General features: G+C 38.3%; 18 protein-coding genes. 14 read left to right on the top strand and 4 right to left on the bottom strand.

Annotation, left to right across the window (positions count from 1 at the left end):
- Position 1 precedes the first annotated feature (1 nt).
- Genes C1H58_RS07280 through nagA form a run of 8 tightly spaced genes read left to right on the top strand, consistent with a single transcriptional unit; the run spans position 2 to position 7571 of the window.
- Positions 2-952, top strand: coding sequence for a 1-phosphofructokinase family hexose kinase (locus C1H58_RS07280; protein ID WP_165545798.1), 951 nt, complete (start codon positions 2-4; stop codon positions 950-952).
- Entirely contained in the window at positions 934-1878 is a 945-nt protein-coding gene (locus tag C1H58_RS07275; RefSeq protein WP_165545797.1) for a tagatose 1,6-diphosphate aldolase, read from the top strand. The genes C1H58_RS07280 and C1H58_RS07275 overlap by 19 nt, the downstream gene beginning before the upstream one ends.
- Before the next feature lie 13 nt (positions 1879-1891).
- Positions 1892-3664, top strand: coding sequence for a beta-galactosidase (locus tag C1H58_RS07270; RefSeq protein ID WP_165545796.1), 1773 nt, complete (start codon positions 1892-1894; stop codon positions 3662-3664).
- Positions 3665-3676: 12 nt separating this feature from the next.
- Positions 3677-4162 carry a PTS sugar transporter subunit IIB gene (locus C1H58_RS07265; RefSeq protein ID WP_165545795.1) on the top strand — a complete coding sequence of 162 codons (486 nt, stop codon included), beginning with the start codon at positions 3677-3679 and terminating at the stop codon, positions 4160-4162.
- A gap of 12 nt (positions 4163-4174) precedes the next feature.
- Positions 4175-5074 (top strand): PTS mannose/fructose/sorbose/N-acetylgalactosamine transporter subunit IIC, encoded by a 900-nt coding sequence (locus C1H58_RS07260; protein WP_060829267.1) that lies wholly within the window; start codon positions 4175-4177, stop codon positions 5072-5074.
- Positions 5061-5960 carry a PTS system mannose/fructose/sorbose family transporter subunit IID gene (locus C1H58_RS07255; protein WP_060829268.1) on the top strand — a complete coding sequence of 300 codons (900 nt, stop codon included), beginning with the start codon at positions 5061-5063 and terminating at the stop codon, positions 5958-5960. Before C1H58_RS07260 ends, C1H58_RS07255 begins: the two co-directional genes overlap by 14 nt.
- A 20-nt stretch (positions 5961-5980) precedes the next feature.
- Positions 5981-6382, top strand: a complete 402-nt coding sequence (locus tag C1H58_RS07250; protein ID WP_060829269.1) for a PTS sugar transporter subunit IIA — start codon at positions 5981-5983, stop codon at positions 6380-6382.
- A gap of 31 nt (positions 6383-6413) precedes the next feature.
- Positions 6414-7571 (top strand): N-acetylglucosamine-6-phosphate deacetylase, encoded by a 1158-nt coding sequence (gene nagA / locus C1H58_RS07245; RefSeq protein WP_165545794.1) that lies wholly within the window; start codon positions 6414-6416, stop codon positions 7569-7571.
- Positions 7572-7654: 83 nt separating this feature from the next.
- On the opposite strand, the gene C1H58_RS07240 is transcribed toward nagA, so the two are convergent.
- Positions 7655-8182, bottom strand: a complete 528-nt coding sequence (locus tag C1H58_RS07240) for an exotoxin beta-grasp domain-containing protein (RefSeq protein WP_165545793.1) — start codon at positions 8180-8182, stop codon at positions 7655-7657.
- A gap of 299 nt (positions 8183-8481) precedes the next feature.
- Between C1H58_RS07240 and ptsG the strand changes: the two genes are divergently transcribed.
- The 4 genes from ptsG to C1H58_RS07220 all read left to right on the top strand — a co-directional run bounded on the left by ptsG (position 8482) and on the right by C1H58_RS07220 (position 13925).
- Positions 8482-10563 carry a glucose-specific PTS transporter subunit IIBC gene (gene ptsG, locus C1H58_RS07235; RefSeq protein WP_165545822.1) on the top strand — a complete coding sequence of 694 codons (2082 nt, stop codon included), beginning with the start codon at positions 8482-8484 and terminating at the stop codon, positions 10561-10563.
- 241 nt (positions 10564-10804) lie between these two features.
- Positions 10805-11734, top strand: a complete 930-nt coding sequence (locus C1H58_RS07230; RefSeq protein ID WP_165545792.1) for a lactate/malate family dehydrogenase — start codon at positions 10805-10807, stop codon at positions 11732-11734.
- Between the two features lie 37 nt (positions 11735-11771).
- Positions 11772-13130 carry a YjiH family protein gene (locus C1H58_RS07225; protein WP_165545791.1) on the top strand — a complete coding sequence of 453 codons (1359 nt, stop codon included), beginning with the start codon at positions 11772-11774 and terminating at the stop codon, positions 13128-13130.
- Positions 13131-13163: 33 nt separating this feature from the next.
- The gene (locus C1H58_RS07220) at positions 13164-13925 is read left to right on the top strand and encodes an IclR family transcriptional regulator (RefSeq protein ID WP_165545790.1); all 762 of its coding nucleotides are present in this window, start codon (positions 13164-13166) and stop codon (positions 13923-13925) included.
- Positions 13926-14076: 151 nt separating this feature from the next.
- On the opposite strand, the gene C1H58_RS07215 is transcribed toward C1H58_RS07220, so the two are convergent.
- From C1H58_RS07215 to C1H58_RS07205, 3 genes are read right to left on the bottom strand one after another with little or no spacing between them, the layout of a single operon-like run.
- Positions 14077-15399: an APC family permease gene (locus tag C1H58_RS07215; RefSeq protein WP_060829276.1), complete on the bottom strand. Its 1323-nt coding sequence runs from the start codon at positions 15397-15399 to the stop codon at positions 14077-14079.
- Between the two features lie 32 nt (positions 15400-15431).
- Positions 15432-16472 (bottom strand): bifunctional threonine ammonia-lyase/L-serine ammonia-lyase TdcB, encoded by a 1041-nt coding sequence (tdcB, locus tag C1H58_RS07210; RefSeq protein WP_050329771.1) that lies wholly within the window; start codon positions 16470-16472, stop codon positions 15432-15434.
- 36 nt (positions 16473-16508) lie between these two features.
- Complete coding sequence (locus C1H58_RS07205) at positions 16509-17624, bottom strand: alanine dehydrogenase (protein WP_165545789.1); 1116 nt, start codon at positions 17622-17624, stop codon at positions 16509-16511.
- A 394-nt stretch (positions 17625-18018) separates the two neighbouring features.
- Here C1H58_RS07205 and C1H58_RS07200 point away from each other — a divergent pair, with 394 nt between their 5' ends.
- On the top strand, positions 18019-18219 hold the full coding sequence (locus C1H58_RS07200) for a helix-turn-helix transcriptional regulator (RefSeq protein WP_165545788.1): 201 nt from the start codon (positions 18019-18021) through the stop codon (positions 18217-18219).
- Complete coding sequence (locus C1H58_RS07195) at positions 18219-18941, top strand: DUF3169 family protein (RefSeq protein WP_165545787.1); 723 nt, start codon at positions 18219-18221, stop codon at positions 18939-18941. Before C1H58_RS07200 ends, C1H58_RS07195 begins: the two co-directional genes overlap by 1 nt.
- The last annotated feature ends 11 nt before the right edge of the window (positions 18942-18952 follow it).

The raw sequence follows: 18952 nt of genomic DNA, 5'->3' as shown, positions 1-18952 counted from the left end.
TATGATTGCAACACATACTTTTAATCCTTCTGTTGATATCACTTATATGATTGATCCTATTGAAATAGGGGGCGTCAATCGTGTCAAACAGAAAATCAAAAACCCTGGTGGGAAGGGGATTAACGTCACTAAAGTTTTACATCAATTAGGTGCAAATTACTGTGCATATGGTTATTTAGGGGGCGCTAATGGGCAGTGGATTGCTAAAGTATTACAAGATATGGGCATCGTTACGGCATTTACTTCAATTCATGGAGAAACGAGACAAAGTCTAGCGATTAATGATCGTAACGGTCAAACAGAAATATTGGAAGCGGGGCCGTTAATAACTGAATACGATCAGCGACGTTATTATGAAATTTTGAACGAGCGTGCACGAGAGGTCAAAGTGATGACAGTGAGTGGGAGCTCGCCTCAATTTGAAGGGCGCTCAAAATTTGAACATGTCGCCGACATCCTGAGTGCTTTTCAACATAGTTATAACATTGTGGATACGCACGCAAGTGAACTCAAATTATTGTTGGAAGCCGATTTGCCGGTGCAGTGCATTAAGCCGAATCAAACCGAATTCGAAATGTTAGTTGGTAAAGAACAGCTCACGATTGCAGAATGTGCACAAATGTTACAAACACACGCCTATTTTACAAAGATGGATGTTTTTCTCACGTTAGGTGCGGCGGGGGCATTGGTCAAATGGGGAAATACAATTTACCGCGCGACACTGCCACATAAAGAAGTCATCAATCCTGTAGGTTCTGGGGATTCAACCGTTGCAGGTATTGCATACGGTGTCTATGAAAATTTAGCGCCGCAAGATTTAATCCGTCAAGCTTTAGCGTGTGGAACGTCAAACGCATTACAACAAGCCACTGGACATATTGATATTGAACAAGTCAATCAAATTAAATCTGAAATAGAAGTGGAGAGATATGAATGGGAAGAAAAGATTTAAGTCGGTTAGTGGATGACAAGGGGATATATGCAGCCATTGCGGTGGACCAACGCGGCGCATTAAGAAAGTTACTTGGAGCTCAAGCGAGTGATCACAATTTATCACTTTTTAAAAAACTGGTATCGGAAGTTCTAACACCATACGGATCAAGTTTTTTGGTGGATCCAGAGTTTGGCATAGAAGCAGCACAGGCGAATGCTGAATCTTCAGGTCTAATCTTATCTTATGAGCAAACCGGCTATGACGTGACAAGACCGGGCCGCTTACCACGTTTAATTGAAAATGCAAGTGTGAAACGCCTCAAAGATGCAGGTGCTGATGCGGTTAAATTTTTACTGTACTACGACGTAGATGAACCTGATGATATCAATACGAAAAAACAAGCAGTGATTGAGCGAATTGGTGCAGAATGCCAAGCAGAAAATATACCATTTTTACTTGAAATTTTAACTTACGATGACACGATTGGTGATGAAAAAGGAGCTGAATATGCCAAAGTACGGCCACATAAAGTTAATGAAGCGATGCGTGTGTTTAGTGAGCCTAGATTCCAAGTGGACACATTGAAAGTTGAAATTCCAGTTAATATGAACTTTGTAGAGGGCTTTGGTTCAGAAAATTTAATCTCACAAAGTGAAGCAGCCGAAGCATTTAAAGCACAAGACGCTGCGACGGACCTGCCTTATATTTATTTGAGCGGTGGTGTGTCAGCACAACTGTTTATGGACTCATTACAGTTTGCAGCAGATCATGGTGCCCGCTTTAACGGTATACTTTGTGGTCGTGCTACTTGGAAAGGAGCAACAAGTGTACTCGTTGAAAAAGGTGAAGCTGAAGCAAAAGCATGGTTGGAACATGAAGGACTTGAGAATTTAAAAGCACTCAATAAAGTGAATCAGAAAACAGCAACATCTATTCAATTATAAATGAGGTGATGATGTGAGTCGTTTCGAAATCAATGAGACGTTTGTGTTAGATAAAAAGACGTTCAAAATATTATCGGGAGCCATTCATTATTTCAGAATACCTAAAGAAGATTGGCATCATTCTTTGTATAATTTGAAAGCGCTCGGCTTCAATACAGTAGAAACCTATGTGCCGTGGAATTTTCATGAGACTGAAAAAGGGGTATTTCTCTTTGATGGCAATAGAGATTTAAAACATTTTATCGAACTTGCACAACAAGAAGGATTGTATGTCATTGTGCGACCTTCACCTTATATTTGTGCAGAGTGGGAATTTGGAGGCTTACCTGCATGGTTACTGAACGACCGAACGATGCGTATTCGTTCTAGAGATCCGCAATTTTTAGCGTATGTGCGTCGTTATTATCAAGTGTTGTTTAAAATATTAACGCCACTTCAAATTGATCAAAATGGGCCTATCATTATGTTTCAAATTGAAAATGAATATGGTTCATACGGGGAAGATCATGAATATCTTCGAGCAATCGGCAATATGATGCGTGAGGAAGGCGTGACGGTTCCGTTCTTTACTTCAGACGGTGCATGGGATCAATGTTTACGCGCAGGGAGTATGATAGCCGACAATATTTTACCTACTGGAAACTTTGGTTCACGAACTACACAAAATTTCCAAAATCTGAAAGCTTTTCAAGAAGAATATGGTAAAAAGTGGCCTTTAATGTGTATGGAATTTTGGGATGGCTGGTTCAATCGTTGGGGTGAAGCCGTTATTAAACGTGATAGTGATGATCTTGCGCAAGAAGTGAGAGAAGCTATTAAGTTAGGTTCAGTGAATTTATACATGTTTCACGGTGGAACGAATTTTGGTTTTTGGAATGGTTGCTCAGCAAGGGGAACGAAAGATTTACCACAAGTGACATCTTATGATTACCATGCCCCATTAGATGAAGCTGGTAACCCGACGCCTAAATATTTTGCGTTACAAAAGATGCTAAAAGAGGTCATGCCTAATATTCAACAGCGCGAACCGAAAGTCAAAACATTTATGTCGCGGAAAGGGATACCCCTTGAAAGCAAGGTCAATCTTTTTGAAGTATTGGAGGACATTTCAAACAAGTCAACCAGTTTTTATCCGCAATCTATGGAAGAAGCGGGCACGGGTTACGGTTATATGATGTACCGAACAACAATTCATAAAGCAACAGAACAAGAAAAGTTAAGAATTGTTGATGCGAGAGATCGTGTCCATTGTTTTATTGATCAAAAATGTGTGTATCAAGCGTATCAAGAAGAAATTGGAGATCAATTTGAAGTCGCTTTAGCATCAAGCCGACCACAAATTGATGTACTCGTTGAAAATATGGGGCGCGTTAATTATGGCTATAAATTATTGGCTGCGACTCAGCGTAAAGGCTTAGGGCAAGGACTTATGCAAGATCTTCATTTTGTGCAAAATTGGGAGCAATTTGACATCGATTTTTATAAATTGAAGGACGAACATTTTCAACGTGCATGGTCAGCACAACAGCCAGCATTTTATCGCTATGAATTTGAGTTAGAAACGCCGGATAATACGCATATTGATGTAAGCGGTTTCGGAAAAGGTGTTGTTCTCGTTAATGGATTTAACATAGGTCGTTATTGGGAGGTTGGCCCTTCCCAATCGTTGTATATTTCAAAAGCATTTTTAAAACAAGGTAAGAATGAAATCATAGTCTTTGATTCTGAAGGGAAATACGCAGAATCCATTGATCTGATTCAAAAACCTCAATTTTCTGATATATAAGGAGAGATCATTATGGCAATTATAGGAACTCGTATCGATGGTAGATTAATTCATGGACAAGTCGCAAATTTATGGGCAACAAAATTAAATATTAGTCGTTTTATAGTGATTGATGATGAAGTGGCACAAAGCGATATTGATAAGCAAGCTTTAAAGCTGGCGACACCTGCAGGGATTAAATTAAGTGTTTTACCTATTGAAAAGGCTGCAAATAATATCAAAAACGGTAAATATAATTCACAGCGTGTCATGATTATTGCAAAACGTCCTGATCGTTTTGTTGAATTGGTCCATCAAGGTGTTGCGATTGAAACATTAAATGTAGGAAACATGTCACAAACAGATGAAACACGTTCCATTACAAACTCAATCAATATAACAGATGAAGATATTGAGAATTTTAAAAAGTTAGAAGCACAAGACGTAAAAATTGTTTCTCAAATGGTTCCAAACGATAAGGCAGTAGATTTCTTTACATTAGTTAAAGAGAAAAAATAGGAGGTGTTTCCTTTGGAAATATTATGGTGGCAAATCGTATTATTAACTTTGTATGCAGGTTATCAAATATTAGATGATTTACAGTTTAATATTTTTGGTCATCCTGTTTTCGCGGGGATTATTTCAGGATTAATTATGGGCGATGTCACGACGGGTTTAATTATCGGTGGTGGCATGCAGTTAACGATTTTAGGTGTTGGGACATTCGGGGGTGCTTCAAGAATTGATGCTAACTCGGGAACAGTACTTGCGGTTGCGTTCTCTGTTGCACTCGGAATGAACCCACAACAAGCACTTGCAACACTCGCAGTACCGGTTGCAAGTTTAATGATTCAAACGGATATTTTAGCACGCTTTACGAATACGTTTTTTGCACATCGTATTGATCGAAAAATTGAACAGATGGATTATAAAGGGGTGGAACGCAACTTCTTATATGGTGCAATACCATGGGCATTATCACGTGCCATTCCAGTTTGTTTAGCACTTGTATTTGGTGGCGGTGTCGTTAGAAATATTGTGAATTACTTGAATGGTGATCTGAAATGGTTAGGTGACGGTCTGACTGTTGCGGGTGCAGTCTTACCTGCAGTAGGTTTTGCGATTTTATTACGTTATCTCCCATTGAAAAAGCACTTTCCATATTTCATTTTAGGATTTATTATCACTGCTTTAGCTGTGACAGTCTTTAGCGGATTGAGCGGTTTAGGTACATCCGTTGCAACGTTAGATAAGAAATTTGATATGACGTTCTCATCATTACCGATGCTTACAATTGCTGCTATTGGTTTTGCACTCGCAGCGATGGAATATAAGCGCACATCACAACCTAAAGTCGCATCAGGTAGTCAGAAAGTATCCAATGAGACAGATGCGGACGAGGAAGGAGAGATTGACGATGACGAATTATAATAAATCGCAAGAACATATTTCTGATACAGTAGAAGCAACGCAAACTAAATCAGGCAAACCGCTCACAGGACGTCCACCACAAACACCGTATCGATTAACGGATAAGGACTTTAGACAAATCAATATGCGGAGTCTGTTTTTCTTCCAATGGGGTTGGAACTATGAACGTATGCAAGGAAGCGGTTATTTATTTACCATTTTACCGCAATTGCGTAAAATTTATGGAGATGATTCTCCTGAACTTCAAGAAATGATGAAAACGCATGCACAATTCTTTAATACAAGTAACTTTTTTAATACAATTATTACGGGTATCGATATTGCGATGGAAGAAAGAGAACAATTCGCAGCTAAAGAATCTGTCAAAGGGATTAAAGTCGGCTTAATGGGCCCCTTCGCTGCTGTAGGGGATGCAATCTTTGGTTCGCTAGTGCCTACTATATTTGGTGCGATTGCAGCCAATATGGCGCAAGATGGAAATCCATTTGGTGCATTACTCTGGTTTGTAGCGATGTTAGCGATTATCGTGTTTCGTTGGAAACAACTGAAATTTGCTTATAAAGAAGGGATTTCGCTCGTTACAACAATGCAACATCGTTTGGAATCACTAACGAATGCAGCCACACTCCTTGGTGTGTTTATGGTGGGTGCTTTAGTGGCAACGATGATACGTGTTAAATTTGCATGGGAACCTAAAATCGGGGATCTCACTGTTAAGGTTCAAGATAATGCGGACATGATTTTACCAAGATTATTACCGCTAGTTATCGTTTTTGGGGTTTACTGGTTGTTAGGTCGTAAAAATATGAACTCAACACGTGCCATCTTTATTGTAATTATTGTATCAATTGTATTATCTGCACTCGGTGTGATTACAAACATTTAAAGCGAGAGGAGCACTTGGAAATGGAAAAATTAATACTGGTTAGCCATGGGACTTTTTGTGAAGGCATTAAAAACAGTGTAGAAATGATTCTTGGACCTCAAGCCCATCTTTATACCGTCGCCTTATTACCCCAAGAAGGGCCGGAAGACTTTGAAAAAAACTTTATGGCGCATATTGAAGCAGGCGATAAAGTGACCGTTTTTGCGGATTTATTAGGCGGTACACCATCTAATACTGTAGCAAAAAAGATTATGAATGGTGCGGATTATGATTTATACGTTGGGATGAATCTACCAATGATTATCAGTTATATCAATGGTCAAATGATTGGAGAACAACCAGATTACGTTAATAAAGCGCAAGAAGGTATTGTTAATGTGAACACATTGTTAAATCAAGATGATGACGACGATGATGAATAAACGCATCAAATTTAAGTGAAGAAGGTATACTATGGCATATGTAATTAGTAATGGCGTCATTTATACAGAAGAAGAAATCATTTCTGACGGGTATCTCGTAATAGAAGAAGGTAAAATTCGTGCAATTGAGAAAGGATCCTATGATGGCGATTTAGAAGTTATAGATGCGAAAGGGCACCATATTTTACCGGGCTTTATAGATATTCATATTCATGGAGGCTATGGCGAAGATGCCATGGATGCTTCTTATGAGGGCTTAAAACATTTAGCTGAACAGTTGTTATCTGAAGGAACAACGTCCTTTTTGGCAACGACAATGACACAATCGCAAGAAGCCATCGACAAAGCTTTAAAAAATATTCGCACGTACTATGAACAACAAGATCTTGAAAATGCTGCTGAAATCGCAGGGGTTCATTTAGAAGGACCGTTTATTTCTGAAAACAAAATTGGTGCGCAAAACCCGTCCTTTATTCAACGTCCGACCGTTGCATTGTTACAACAATTTCAAGAGACAGCAAAAGGATTGATTAAGATTGTTACAATTGCACCAGAAGTAGCGGGCGCTACTGAGGTGATAGAGACATTGAGAGACGACATCATTTTTTCAATGGGACATACAGAAGTAGACTTTGACGCGGCAAATCAAGCGGCCGATACCGGGGTTCAACATGTCACACATCTTTATAACGCAGGTGTCGGTTTCCATCATAGAAATCCAGGTATGTTTGGTGCGGCTTGGACGAATGGAAAACTGAGTACGGAACTGATTGTTGATGGTGTGCATTCTCATCCGATGTCCGTTGCGATTGCATATCAACATAAAGGCGCTGAAAAAATGTATTTAATTACCGATGCAATGCGTGCGAAAGGAATGCCGGATGGCGACTACGAATTAGGGGGTCAAAAAGTTATCGTTAAAGATAACGAAGCACATCTGGAGACGGGCTCACTTGCAGGCAGTATTTTGAAAATGAATAAAGGTTTACAAAATTTAATGCAATTTACAGGTGACACATTAGCTCATTTATGGCCAGTGACGAGTTTGAATCAAGCGAAGGCATTGAAAATAGATGACCGTAAAGGCAGTATTGCTGTAGGTAAAGACGCTGATTTGGTCATCGTTGACGATGAAATTACTGTTTATCAAACCATTAAGCAAGGACGTGTGCATCAATTCAAGTCATAGTTTGTAAGAATAAAATCCGAGATTTTTCGTAAATATAAACGAAATAATCTCGGATTTTGTTTTTATGACAGTGTGTCTCTATTTTATGCCTTAATATCAAATGTGATATTTTTCAAATCTTCTGTGTTGATGCTGACATTTTCACGATGAGATTGTAATGCTTTATCAACCTCTAATGTATAGCGGTTACCGTCTTTTGTATGAATGACAATCGTACCTGTTGGTAATTGATCGCCTTCATATAAACCGTAAGAAACATTCGCAAATCGAACGATATGATCTAATTCTTTAAGTGTAATCGTCCCTTTATCTAAAGTAATTGTACGTTTTGGTGTGAAAACCTGATTATTTACTGCGAATTTACCTTCTAATTCTAAGCGGATTTCATTTTCTTGTAATGCATGATTAGAAAGAACCCAGTTGTTATTAATGTTCTCTTTGTCATTAATTTTATCTTGACTATATCTTTCAAATAACTGTTGAACTTGCGTTTTTTGTGTAGCGTGCGCTATTGCTGGCGTAGATGAGGTTTCAGCTGCAAAGGTCGTACTTGTATAACTTAGAACGCTTGCTGCGACAGCGCTTGAGAGAATAAGTTGCTTCAATTTCATAGATGTTTCCTCTTTTCATAGATAGATATATTCAAATTTTACCGAGCACCCTGCAAAAATACTATTAATTATTCGTTAAAAATCTCTTATTCCTTGCTTAATAAAGCTTAAAATAAAGTGTGACATTTATAAAAATGTTGTTGTCAAGAGGAATGACTTCGTATATAATGAAAGCGGTTAAATGAATAGCGTGTTACTGTGAAAACAGGCATGAGCAAAATATCAGCCATAATGATATGGCTTTATTTGCTCATGTCTTTTTTATTTACCAATTTTTACATATAGGGGTGTTTTAAATGATATTCAAGCGTTTTTTTGGTCAACTTCAACGTATTGGTAAAGCGTTGATGTTGCCTGTTGCGATTTTACCAGCTGCGGGGATTCTTCTTGCACTTGGGAATGCGATGCACAATGAACAGTTGGTCGCACTTGCGCCATGGTTAAAGTATGATGTCTTTGTCATGATATCGTCGATCATGGAGTCAGCGGGGCAAGTTATTTTTGATAACTTACCACTGTTATTTGCGGTGGGGACTGCTTTAGGATTAGCTGGCGGTGACGGTGTAGCAGCACTAGCGGCATTAGTCGGTTATCTCATTATGAATGCAACAATGGGAAAAGTGATGCACATTACAATCGATCAAATCTACTCATTCGCAGAGGGTGCGTCTACTTTAAGCCAAGCGAATAAGTTACCACAACATGCACTGATTTTAGGGATTCCTACACTTCAAACGGGTGTTTTTGGTGGGATTATTATCGGGGCATTAGCAGCATGGTGTTATAACAAGTTTTATAATATTACCTTGCCTCAATTTTTAGGGTTCTTTGCAGGTAAACGATTTGTACCTATCGTGACATCAGTTGTAGCGATTATTACGGGGATATTGCTAAGCTTTATTTGGCCACCAATCCAAGAAGGTTTAAATGGTTTATCGAACTTCTTATTAAATAAAAACCTTGTATTGACGACATTTATTTTTGGAATAATTGAGCGTTCCTTAATTCCATTTGGTTTACATCATATTTTCTATGCGCCATTCTGGTTTGAATTTGGTCATTACGTTAACCACGCAGGTGAAACGATTCGTGGGGACCAACGAATTTGGATGGAGCAATTGAAAGACGGGGTTGCATTTACAGCTGGTGCATTTACAACAGGGAAATATCCATTCATGATGTTTGGATTACCAGCGGCTGCTTATGCAATCTATCGTCAAGCGCGTCCAGAACGTAAAAAAATAGTTGCGGGTTTAATGTTATCAGCTGGTTTGACTGCTTTCTTAACAGGGATTACAGAACCACTTGAGTTCTCATTTTTATTCGTTGCACCTATTTTATATGTAGTACACGTCTTTTTAGCAGGTTCTTCATTCCTCATTATGCATTTATTAGATGTTAAAATCGGGATGACATTTTCGGGTGGCTTTATTGATTACGTTTTATACGGTTTACTGAATTGGGATCGAACACATGCCTTACGTGTAATTCCAGTGGGCATTGCTTATGCATTCATTTATTATTTTGTATTTTCATTCCTTATTAAGCGTATGAATTTAAAAACACCAGGGCGCGAAGACAAAGTGGAAGAACAAAGAAGTACAACTGTAGAGCGTTTACCTTTCGATGTGTTAGATGCAATGGGAGGTAAAGAAAACATTAAACATTTAGATGCATGTATTACGCGTTTACGTGTAGAAGTAAATGACAAAGCAAAAGTCGATGTCAACGCACTTAAAGGATTAGGTGCAGCAGGGGTGTTGGAAGTCGGCAATAACATGCAAGCGATCTTCGGACCAAAATCTGATCAAATTAAACATGATATGGCACTGATTATGAAAGGTGAAATTACAAGTCCGACTCAAACAACCGTTACAGATGATATCGATACGGATGTCGTTCAAATTGAAGGTACACGGAATGTCTCAGTTGTTGCCCCTGGCGATGGTAAAGTCATCCCATTATCAGATGTACCGGACCAAGTATTTTCACAAAAACTAATGGGTGATGGCGTCGCATTGATTCCACAGAATTCAGAAATTTGCGCGCCTTTCAATGGAACAGTGAAAACCATTTTTCCAACTCGACATGCGATTGGTTTAGAGTCAACAGATGGTGTGGAATTGTTGATTCATATCGGTATCGATACTGTTAAATTAAATGGTGAAGGTTTTGAAGCGTTAGTCCAAGTGGATGAAGAAGTTGTAGAAGGTCAGCCGCTTATGAAAGTCGACTTGCCGTATCTTGAACAACACGCACCAAGCATTGTCACACCATTAATTGTAACGAATTTAGACGGTGGAAAACTTGAATTTGAAGCTGATCAAGAAGTGAAAAAAGGACAAAAATTATTTACAGTTACGCATGACGATGTAGAGTAATGACGAGTGGCTTCATTTGTGAGGCTACAAAATAACAGACACTAGACGAGGTTGGGAATGGTATCCCAATCTCGTTTCTTTTTATCATTTAGGCTGTTTTTTTATTGGGTGTGAGACTATGATGAAGCAGTTGTGACATATTTGTGATTAATTTCACAAAAGTATTGTAAAACACAAAATATTGACTTATGATAAATTCGAATAAAACGAAACGCGTTTCATTTTGAGAGGATGAAGGAAAATGAATAAAGTCAGTATTATTGGTGCAGGTGCAGTTGGTGCGACAACGGCCTATTTATTGTCTAATACAGAATGGATTGACGAAGTGGTTTTAGTCGACTTAGACAAGGCGCGTGCAACGGGGCAAGCCCTCGATATGATGCATGGTGTCGGGGTGTCGACTTCAAGAAAAGTGACGGCAGGGGATTATGCAGATACAGAGGATTCAGATATTGTGGTTATTACGATTGGGGTACCTGAAAAAGTCGGTGAATCCCGACTCGTTCCTATGCAAAAAAATGCAGATATTTTGAAAGACATCGTACCGCAGATTGTGAACTATAGCCCTAAAACCAAAATTATTACTGTGAGCAACCCGGTCGATATATTAGCGTATATGACCTATCAAGTTGCCCCTATCCCAGCTGCCAATGTGATAGGTCTAGGGACTTTGCTAGATACTTCAAGATTAAAATATATTTTGAGTGACTATTTCAATATCAGTCCACAAAGTATTACAGCTTCTGTTGTAGGAGAGCATGGTGATGCACAAGTTGTATTGTGGAGTCAAACACGAATTGGTGGCTTGTCCGTTCAAGATTTTGCTCAAACACAAGGTATGACCTTGCCACATGATTTTACTGAAGTCATTGCGCAACGTGTTAAAGAGACAGCTTTTGATGTTTGGCAAATGAAAGGGCCTAATTGTTTTTGTGTTGCAGATGCGATTAAATGCCTAATCGATGCATTGTGTCACTCAGAACGACGTATTTTACCTGTATCTCACTTATATCAAACGCAAACAGGGAAAGAGGTTTATATCAGCCTACCTAGCATTGTCAGTCGCCAAGGTGTGGAACAACGGTTACCACAGTTGTTAAATGAAAAAGAGCATGCACAGTTATATGCTTCATGCGACGTGATGAGAAGCTACATTGATCAGTTAAAATGACTCGGGTTACGATACTAATAATAAGGAAGTTTTGAAGATGAATAAAAAAGCTAATGCAACTTTAAAAGGGACACGTGATATTAAAAATTTAATTAAATTTATTGTTGCTACGTTAATCGGGATTATAATTGTTTTAATTCCATTCTCATTTGCCAATGGTGTAGATACGATTTTGTTCCATTATATCAAGGTCTTTGTAGCTGCATTTCAATTTCCAATCACGCTACTCATCGCACTTATCTTTTGTATCAGTACGATAATGGCTATCATTGATCAAATTTGGAAGCCTGATTTTATTCGACAAAACCGCACATTAAAACCTTTGTTTTCAACGACACCTTTTTATACAGTCAACCGTATATTAGGAACATTGATTACGCTCATGTGTTTGTTCCATATTGGACCGACATTTCTTATCTCTGAAGACACAGGTACAACGATGGTGAATTTAGCTGTTCAACTATCAGTGATTGTGCCCATTATGCTGTTATTTCAAACGTTTATTCTAGAATTTGGCGCTATGGAGTTTATTGGAGAGCTGATTGGTTTCCTTATCAAGCCTATCTTTAAAATCTCTGAAATCTGTGCAGTCAGTGCAATCAGTGCTTGGGTTGGACCGGGTAATGCGGCCATCTTAGCTTCGAAAGAGCTTTTTGAAAAAGGTTACTATACGGTTAAAGAAACCGCAATTTTAGGTAGTCAGTTTTCTACGTCGAGTATTGGTTGGGTTGTCCTCGTCTGCAGTGTGTTAGACGTCGTTGATTACTTTGGATATATCTTTCTTGGAATTACAATTATTGGAATGATTGTTGCATTCATATGTGTTCGTATTCCACCGATTTCGCAGTACCCGGACACGTATGTAGATGGTACGATAAAAACAGAAGAATCAACAGCTACACATCATCAAAAGTTTAAAACAGCTACTGTAATGGCTACAAAACGTGCTTCTGAAGTGACTGCGAGTAACTTTATAAATAAAAAAGACAATATGATGTTTTACGTTGTTTGGTTAATGCCGATTATCGTATGTTGGGGCACATTGGCATTAGCGATCTCGGTTTATACACCAGTTTTAGCATGGATTTCTTATCCAATTCAGTGGATTTTACAGATTGCAGGTATTCCTGAAGCCGCAACAACAGCGAGTGCCATCATGTCAGGCTTTGCAGATAATTATTTGCCAGTTATTTTAGGTTCACATATTACAGAAACTTCAAGTAAAGTTGTTATCGCAATGATGAGTATTTTACAATTAATCTTTTTATCTGAAATTGCGACGTTACTGACTTCAGCGAATGCGATCAAAAAGTTTTCACATATTGTCATTATTTTCTTGGAAAGAACGTTCATTGCCCTCCCTTTTGTGATATTATTTGTTAAACTTTTATTTTAGTCATTGCGTGAAAAAAGAAGGAAGTGACTTAAGTTGGCAGATTATACTCCGATTAAAACGGTCGTCCAAGCATTCGAAATTTTAGATTTACTTTCAGACAATCAAAAGATGGGCATCAGTGAAATGGCAAGGGTGCTCAGCTTACCTAAAAGTACCATCTATAGAAACTTACGAACGCTTTCCGATTTGGCCATTGTTGAACAAGATGCGAATGAAAATTACCATCTCGGTTACAAAATATTAACTTATCAAAATCAAATTAAAAGTACAGATGCGCTCGTGAATCAACTGAAACCTTTTATGCAAAATTTAGTTCGAACAACTGGCGAATCTGTAAATCTTGGGATATTGCTTGAGGATGAGGTGCTGATTTTACATACCGAATATGGTGATCAATATACATTACAAACCCATCTGTCACCGACAACGCCCCTGCATTGTTCAGGGATTGGTAAATTGTTCCTGCATACATGGTCTGATGAAAAACTTACAGCTTATTTTTCTAGGGCTGAACGTCGAACGATTCATACGATAACAGAACTGGAACCATTTAAAGCGCATATGACGGCACGTGCGGATGCCCATTTAGCAATAGATAATGAAGAATACGAATATGGTTTAATGTGTATCGCAACGCCGATTTTAGACGCACATCATCAAATCCGTGCAGCGCTGAGTATCTCAGGTCCGGTCAGTCGTTTAGAGCATAAAGGTTTATCCACGATTAAAACAGCGTTGTTAAATGAAGCCCAAGAAGCGACCGATTATCTTCAAAATATTGGTTATTGGAAGTGAAAGCTAGACGATACAATCTTTTGAAAAGTGAAACAAAAAGAAACACACCCATCTAAGCGGGGGTAAGTTTTTTCTGCTTAGTATGGGTGTGATTTTATTTTTTTATATTATAGACGGTGCTATGTTTAATTTAATGAGTTAAGAGGTTCATTTAAGAATGTTGTGTCTTTTTCTGATAGTAATAAATCGGAATGCCTATCATTGTGACCCCGATACCTACGATTGCAAGAAGGGGCTGTGTGAATAGGGTATTAAGCAAGACAAAAGTACCTGCTAAAAGTGCAATCGCTGGTATAACGGGGTACAATGGCACTTTATATGGACGATGTAATTGAGGCTCTCGTTTTCTAAGTATAAATACTGCTAAGAAAGCCATACAATAAAATGTCCATATTACAAATATGAGCATATTTGTGATTGTGTCAAAAGCACCCAAGAGCATCATAATCGATGCAATGATGATTTGGATGATACCACCTAGCCATGGTGTGCGTGATGGTAATAAGTCTAAAAATAAACGCTTAAACGGAAGTTGATCGTGTTCTGCCATGGCATATGGAATACGCATCCCTGTCATCGTATAGCCATTCATCGTGCCATATACAGAAATCAAAATACCGATGGTGACTAATTTTCCGCCACCTGCACCAAATAATATAGAAGACGCTTCGCTTGCGGCATTCAAATTGCCTTCAATTTGGTGAAGTGGGAGAGTCATTAAAAATGTTGCGTTAATGAGTAAATAAACAATCATAACAAGACCGATACCGAGTGCAATCGCACCTGGTAAATCTTTTTTAGGGTTTTTCATTTCCCCGGCAATATTACCGACGTGGATCCAACCATCATATGCAAACATGGTTGCAAGTAGGCCTGCACCAATCGCTTCAAACCAGTTAGAGTCAGTACCATTTACAACGGGAAAGAGCGAAAATGATACATCACTACTATGAAAGAAACCAATGATGACAATCAGCGCAATTGGGATTAACTTGATGACGAGTGTGATAGATTGTAAAGTCCCGCCTGCCTTAGAGCCAAGAAAATTAATGAGTAGTATGGATACTGCACTGATGATAGCAATCGGTAATAACAAAGATGTCGTTAAATGCAATAAATTAATAATTTGAGTTGCAAATATAATCGCAAGTGCGGCGATATTTGCTGGAAAGTAAATAAATGCTTGCGCCCATCCAGACAAAAATCCCCAAAAGTCTCCATATGTGTATTCAATATATTTCGTGAGGCCACCTGTTTCAGGAATCGCTGCTGCGAGTTCAGCGCCGGTCAAACCTGCGCATATCGTCATAATACCACCTAGCAACCATACAAACAGGGCCATACTCGTAGAGCCAGTGACTTCACTTACACTTGATACTTTAAAAAATACACCCGCGCCAATGACTGAGCCCATCACAAGTGAAAGAGATGCGAAAAAGCCGATGTTTTTCTTTAAAGCTGTATCTGTACTCATGCTGTTGCCTCCAATTCTCTTGTTAGGATGGACTAACCTACGACACCTTTACTTGTGTCTGCAGGTTTTAATAAGTCATCGATAATATGTGAAACGCGAGTGAGGTCAACGTTACCTCCAGATACTAAAGCGACAATATTTTTACCTTTAATCCAACGTGGATCGATTTTACCACTTAATAAGGCGGCTGTTGGTAATGCACCTGCACCTTCAGTAATGATTTTTGTCCGTTGCATTAAATGACGCATTGCGTTTGCAATTTCATCTTCTGAAACTAAAACGAATTCATCTACTAATTTTTCAACTACAGCATAAGTTTTGTCACCAGGGATTGCAACTTCTGTACCATCTGCAATCGTGTGTGCTGTGAATTGTGAAGTAATCTCTCCTGCCTTAATCGATGTTGCCATACCGTGCACATTTTCAGATTGTACACCAATGATGTGAATGGATGGATTGAATGATTTTAAAGCGGTTGCTAGTCCAGAAATCAAACCACCGCCACCAACCGGTACAATGACAGTATCGACATCCCAAATTTGATCTAATATTTCTAGACCGATTGTTCCTTGGCCAGCCATAACTTCACAATCATCATAAGGATGCACAATCGTTTTACCTGTTTCTTGTGCCAACTGTTCCATATAAAGCCGGGAATCATTAAAAGTTTCGCCTTTGAGAATGACTTCAGCGCCGTAGCCTCTGGTGGCCTCTTGTTTTGAAATTGGTGCTTCTTCGGGCATCACAACAGTCGCATCAATACCGAGGAGTTGCCCAGTGAGCGCAAGACCTTGTGCATGGTTGCCGGCAGAAGCCGTAATAATACCTTTTGCTTTTTGTTCATCTGATAAATGCAAGATTTTATTAAGGGCACCTCTAAATTTGAATGAACCGGTGTATTGCATATTCTCAAGTTTTAAAAAAACGTTACCACCTGTAATATTGTTACTTAAAAACATTGATTTAATGAGGGGTGTTTCGCGAACGTAATCTTGAATCTTCATTTTTGCTTCTTTAACGTCTTGAATATTACAGTATTTTTCAGTTTGTATCATGACAGCATTTGTTGCCATAATCATCAACCTCTTTTCAAATTTATAATGGACGCGCTAGATTAGATCTTCTAATTTTTCATACGGCATATCATGTGATTCGGCTAAGCCTTGATTTGTAATGTGGCCCTGATAAATATTGACGCCGGATGCTAAAACAGGATTTTCTTTAATTGCTTGTTCGATGCCTTTGTTGCTAATTTCAGATAAGAAATCAATGTTACCAGCTGCTAACACCATTGTTGAGGTACGAGGAACAGCGCCAGGTTGGTTAGGTACAGCATAGTGAATAACACCATCCTCAACATATATTGGATCACCAATTGTTGTTGGACGAATGCCTTCAACGGTACCACCTTGATCAATGGCAATATCAACAAGAACGGAGCCTTTTTTCATACGACGTACCATGTCTCTAGTGACAAGTTTAGGTGGTTTTGAGCCTGGGATTAAAATTGTTGAAATAAAGACATCAGCTGTTTGGATTTCACGGGCTAAGTTGGCTTCATTAGATTTCACGACAGTGACGTTATCGTTTTTGAAGTGTGATTCAAGCCAAGCAATACGTTCATCTTTTAATTCAATAATAACGACTTCAGCTTGCAGACCTAAAGCAATTGTCGCTGCATTTAATCCCGCAGAGCCTCCGCCAAAGATAACCACTTTACCAGCAGGAATGCCTGAAATGGCATCAATTCCAGAAATTAAAATACCTTCACCTTGGTGTTGTGCTTCTAAATAATAAGCACCCATTAACATCGAACGACGACCTGCAATGGCACTCATAGGCTCTAATAAAATGGCTTTTCCATCTTGTTCAATGGTTTCTCCACCAATCGCAGTAACTCCTGCTTCTTGCATCTTTTCAACTGTTTTTTTAGATGATGCAAGGTGTTGAAAGCCCCAAATCACTTGTCCTTTTTTGAAATATTGGAATTCTTTTTCATGAGGCTCTTTAACTTTAATAATTAAATCAGCTTCCCAACATGTTTCATGTGAAGCAAGTATTGCACCTGCAGCTTCATAAGCTTCGTTTGTAAAACCAGAACCTGCGCCTGCATCATGCTCAACATAGACTTCATGTCCCTGATCTTTAAGAATTTGAGCATTTTCAGGTGTACAGCCGACACGACCTTCGCCAGCTTTTAATTCTTTGACAATACCAATTTTCATGCAAACCACTCCTAGTGAGGAAATTGAAATTTAATTTTGATTGAAATAATAAATAAATACCATTTTTAATATTAAAAATAACGTTATAAAGTGTCTATAGCTATAGAGAATGTGAATTAATTCACGTAAATAGTAAATGAAAAGTTGTACAATGTCAAATAATAATACGGTAAATTTAAAATGAAAATATAATCGGAATCATCTGAATGTTCAAATATTTTATTAAACCCTTGATAAGATTGCTTACAAAATGTTTCACGACAAAATATTTAAAAGAATAATATTTCTATATAACTGTCTTTTTAAAAGATATTGTAGGATATTAAAAAGTTTTATGACTATTATATTTGTCATTTTGACAATGATAATGTATATTAAAAAGAAGCATGTGACGATGAGCAATAGATTAAAAGCATTAAGAGCAAGAGAGGGCTATAACCAAACACAATTAGCGAAACAGGCAGGTATCTCAAGACAAACCGTTTCTTTAATAGAGCGGAACGAATTTACACCCTCGATTTTGACAGCAGTTAAAATCTGCCGTGTAATTAAAGAACGTGTCGAAGATGTATTTATTATCGAGGAGGAAGAATGATGAAAGTGAAACGATATATATTATTAATCCTTTTAGGAGCCGTTATAGGTGGGATAATTGGAGTATCAAGTGACTGGATTGATTTAAAAGGGTGGATGAATGCCAATCAATTCGCAACGACTTCCTTTATCATATGGATGACTCTCATTTTTTCAGCACTTATTTTGCTATTGACGCTTATTCAGGCCAAAGTACAACATGAAGCGATACGCTATAAAAACCAATTTTCTAGTCAAATGGGTGGGGACCAAACCGACCAGATAGAAAGAAAAGCAAACATTAAGTTTCTCACTGCATCAGTCATTGTTTATGGACAATATGTATTAAGTTTTATCAGTTTATTACTTTTAGTAATTGGAGGTGCTGATAGTGAAGGTTTACTTATAGGCATGATTCCGTTTTTACTTGTATCGGTGTCAGCGGTGATGGTCGGGGTGTTTCAACATCGTTTTGACGCTAGAATGCCGAAGTTAGGGGAAGCAAATTATGTTGAAAAAAGTATGCAGATAATGGATGAAGGTGAGCGTCACATTGCGATTGTATCGATGTTTAAAGTGTATCACTTTAATATCTCTTTACTGCTTCTCGGTATCTTAGTGTTAGTGTGGATTTCAATTGTTGGAAATTATAATCAAGCACCAGGCATCATTGCTTTGATCATCCTTTTTGGATATAATGCTTTTGGTTATTTATGGAAGGTGAGTCGCTTTTATCGTGAATAGCGGGAAGTGTG

The sequence above is a fragment of the Staphylococcus sp. 191 genome (assembly GCF_011174885.1).
Classification (GTDB): domain Bacteria; phylum Bacillota; class Bacilli; order Staphylococcales; family Staphylococcaceae; genus Staphylococcus; species Staphylococcus coagulans.
Note: the sequence above shows the minus strand (reverse complement) of the source record. Positions and strands in the feature narration are given on the sequence as shown.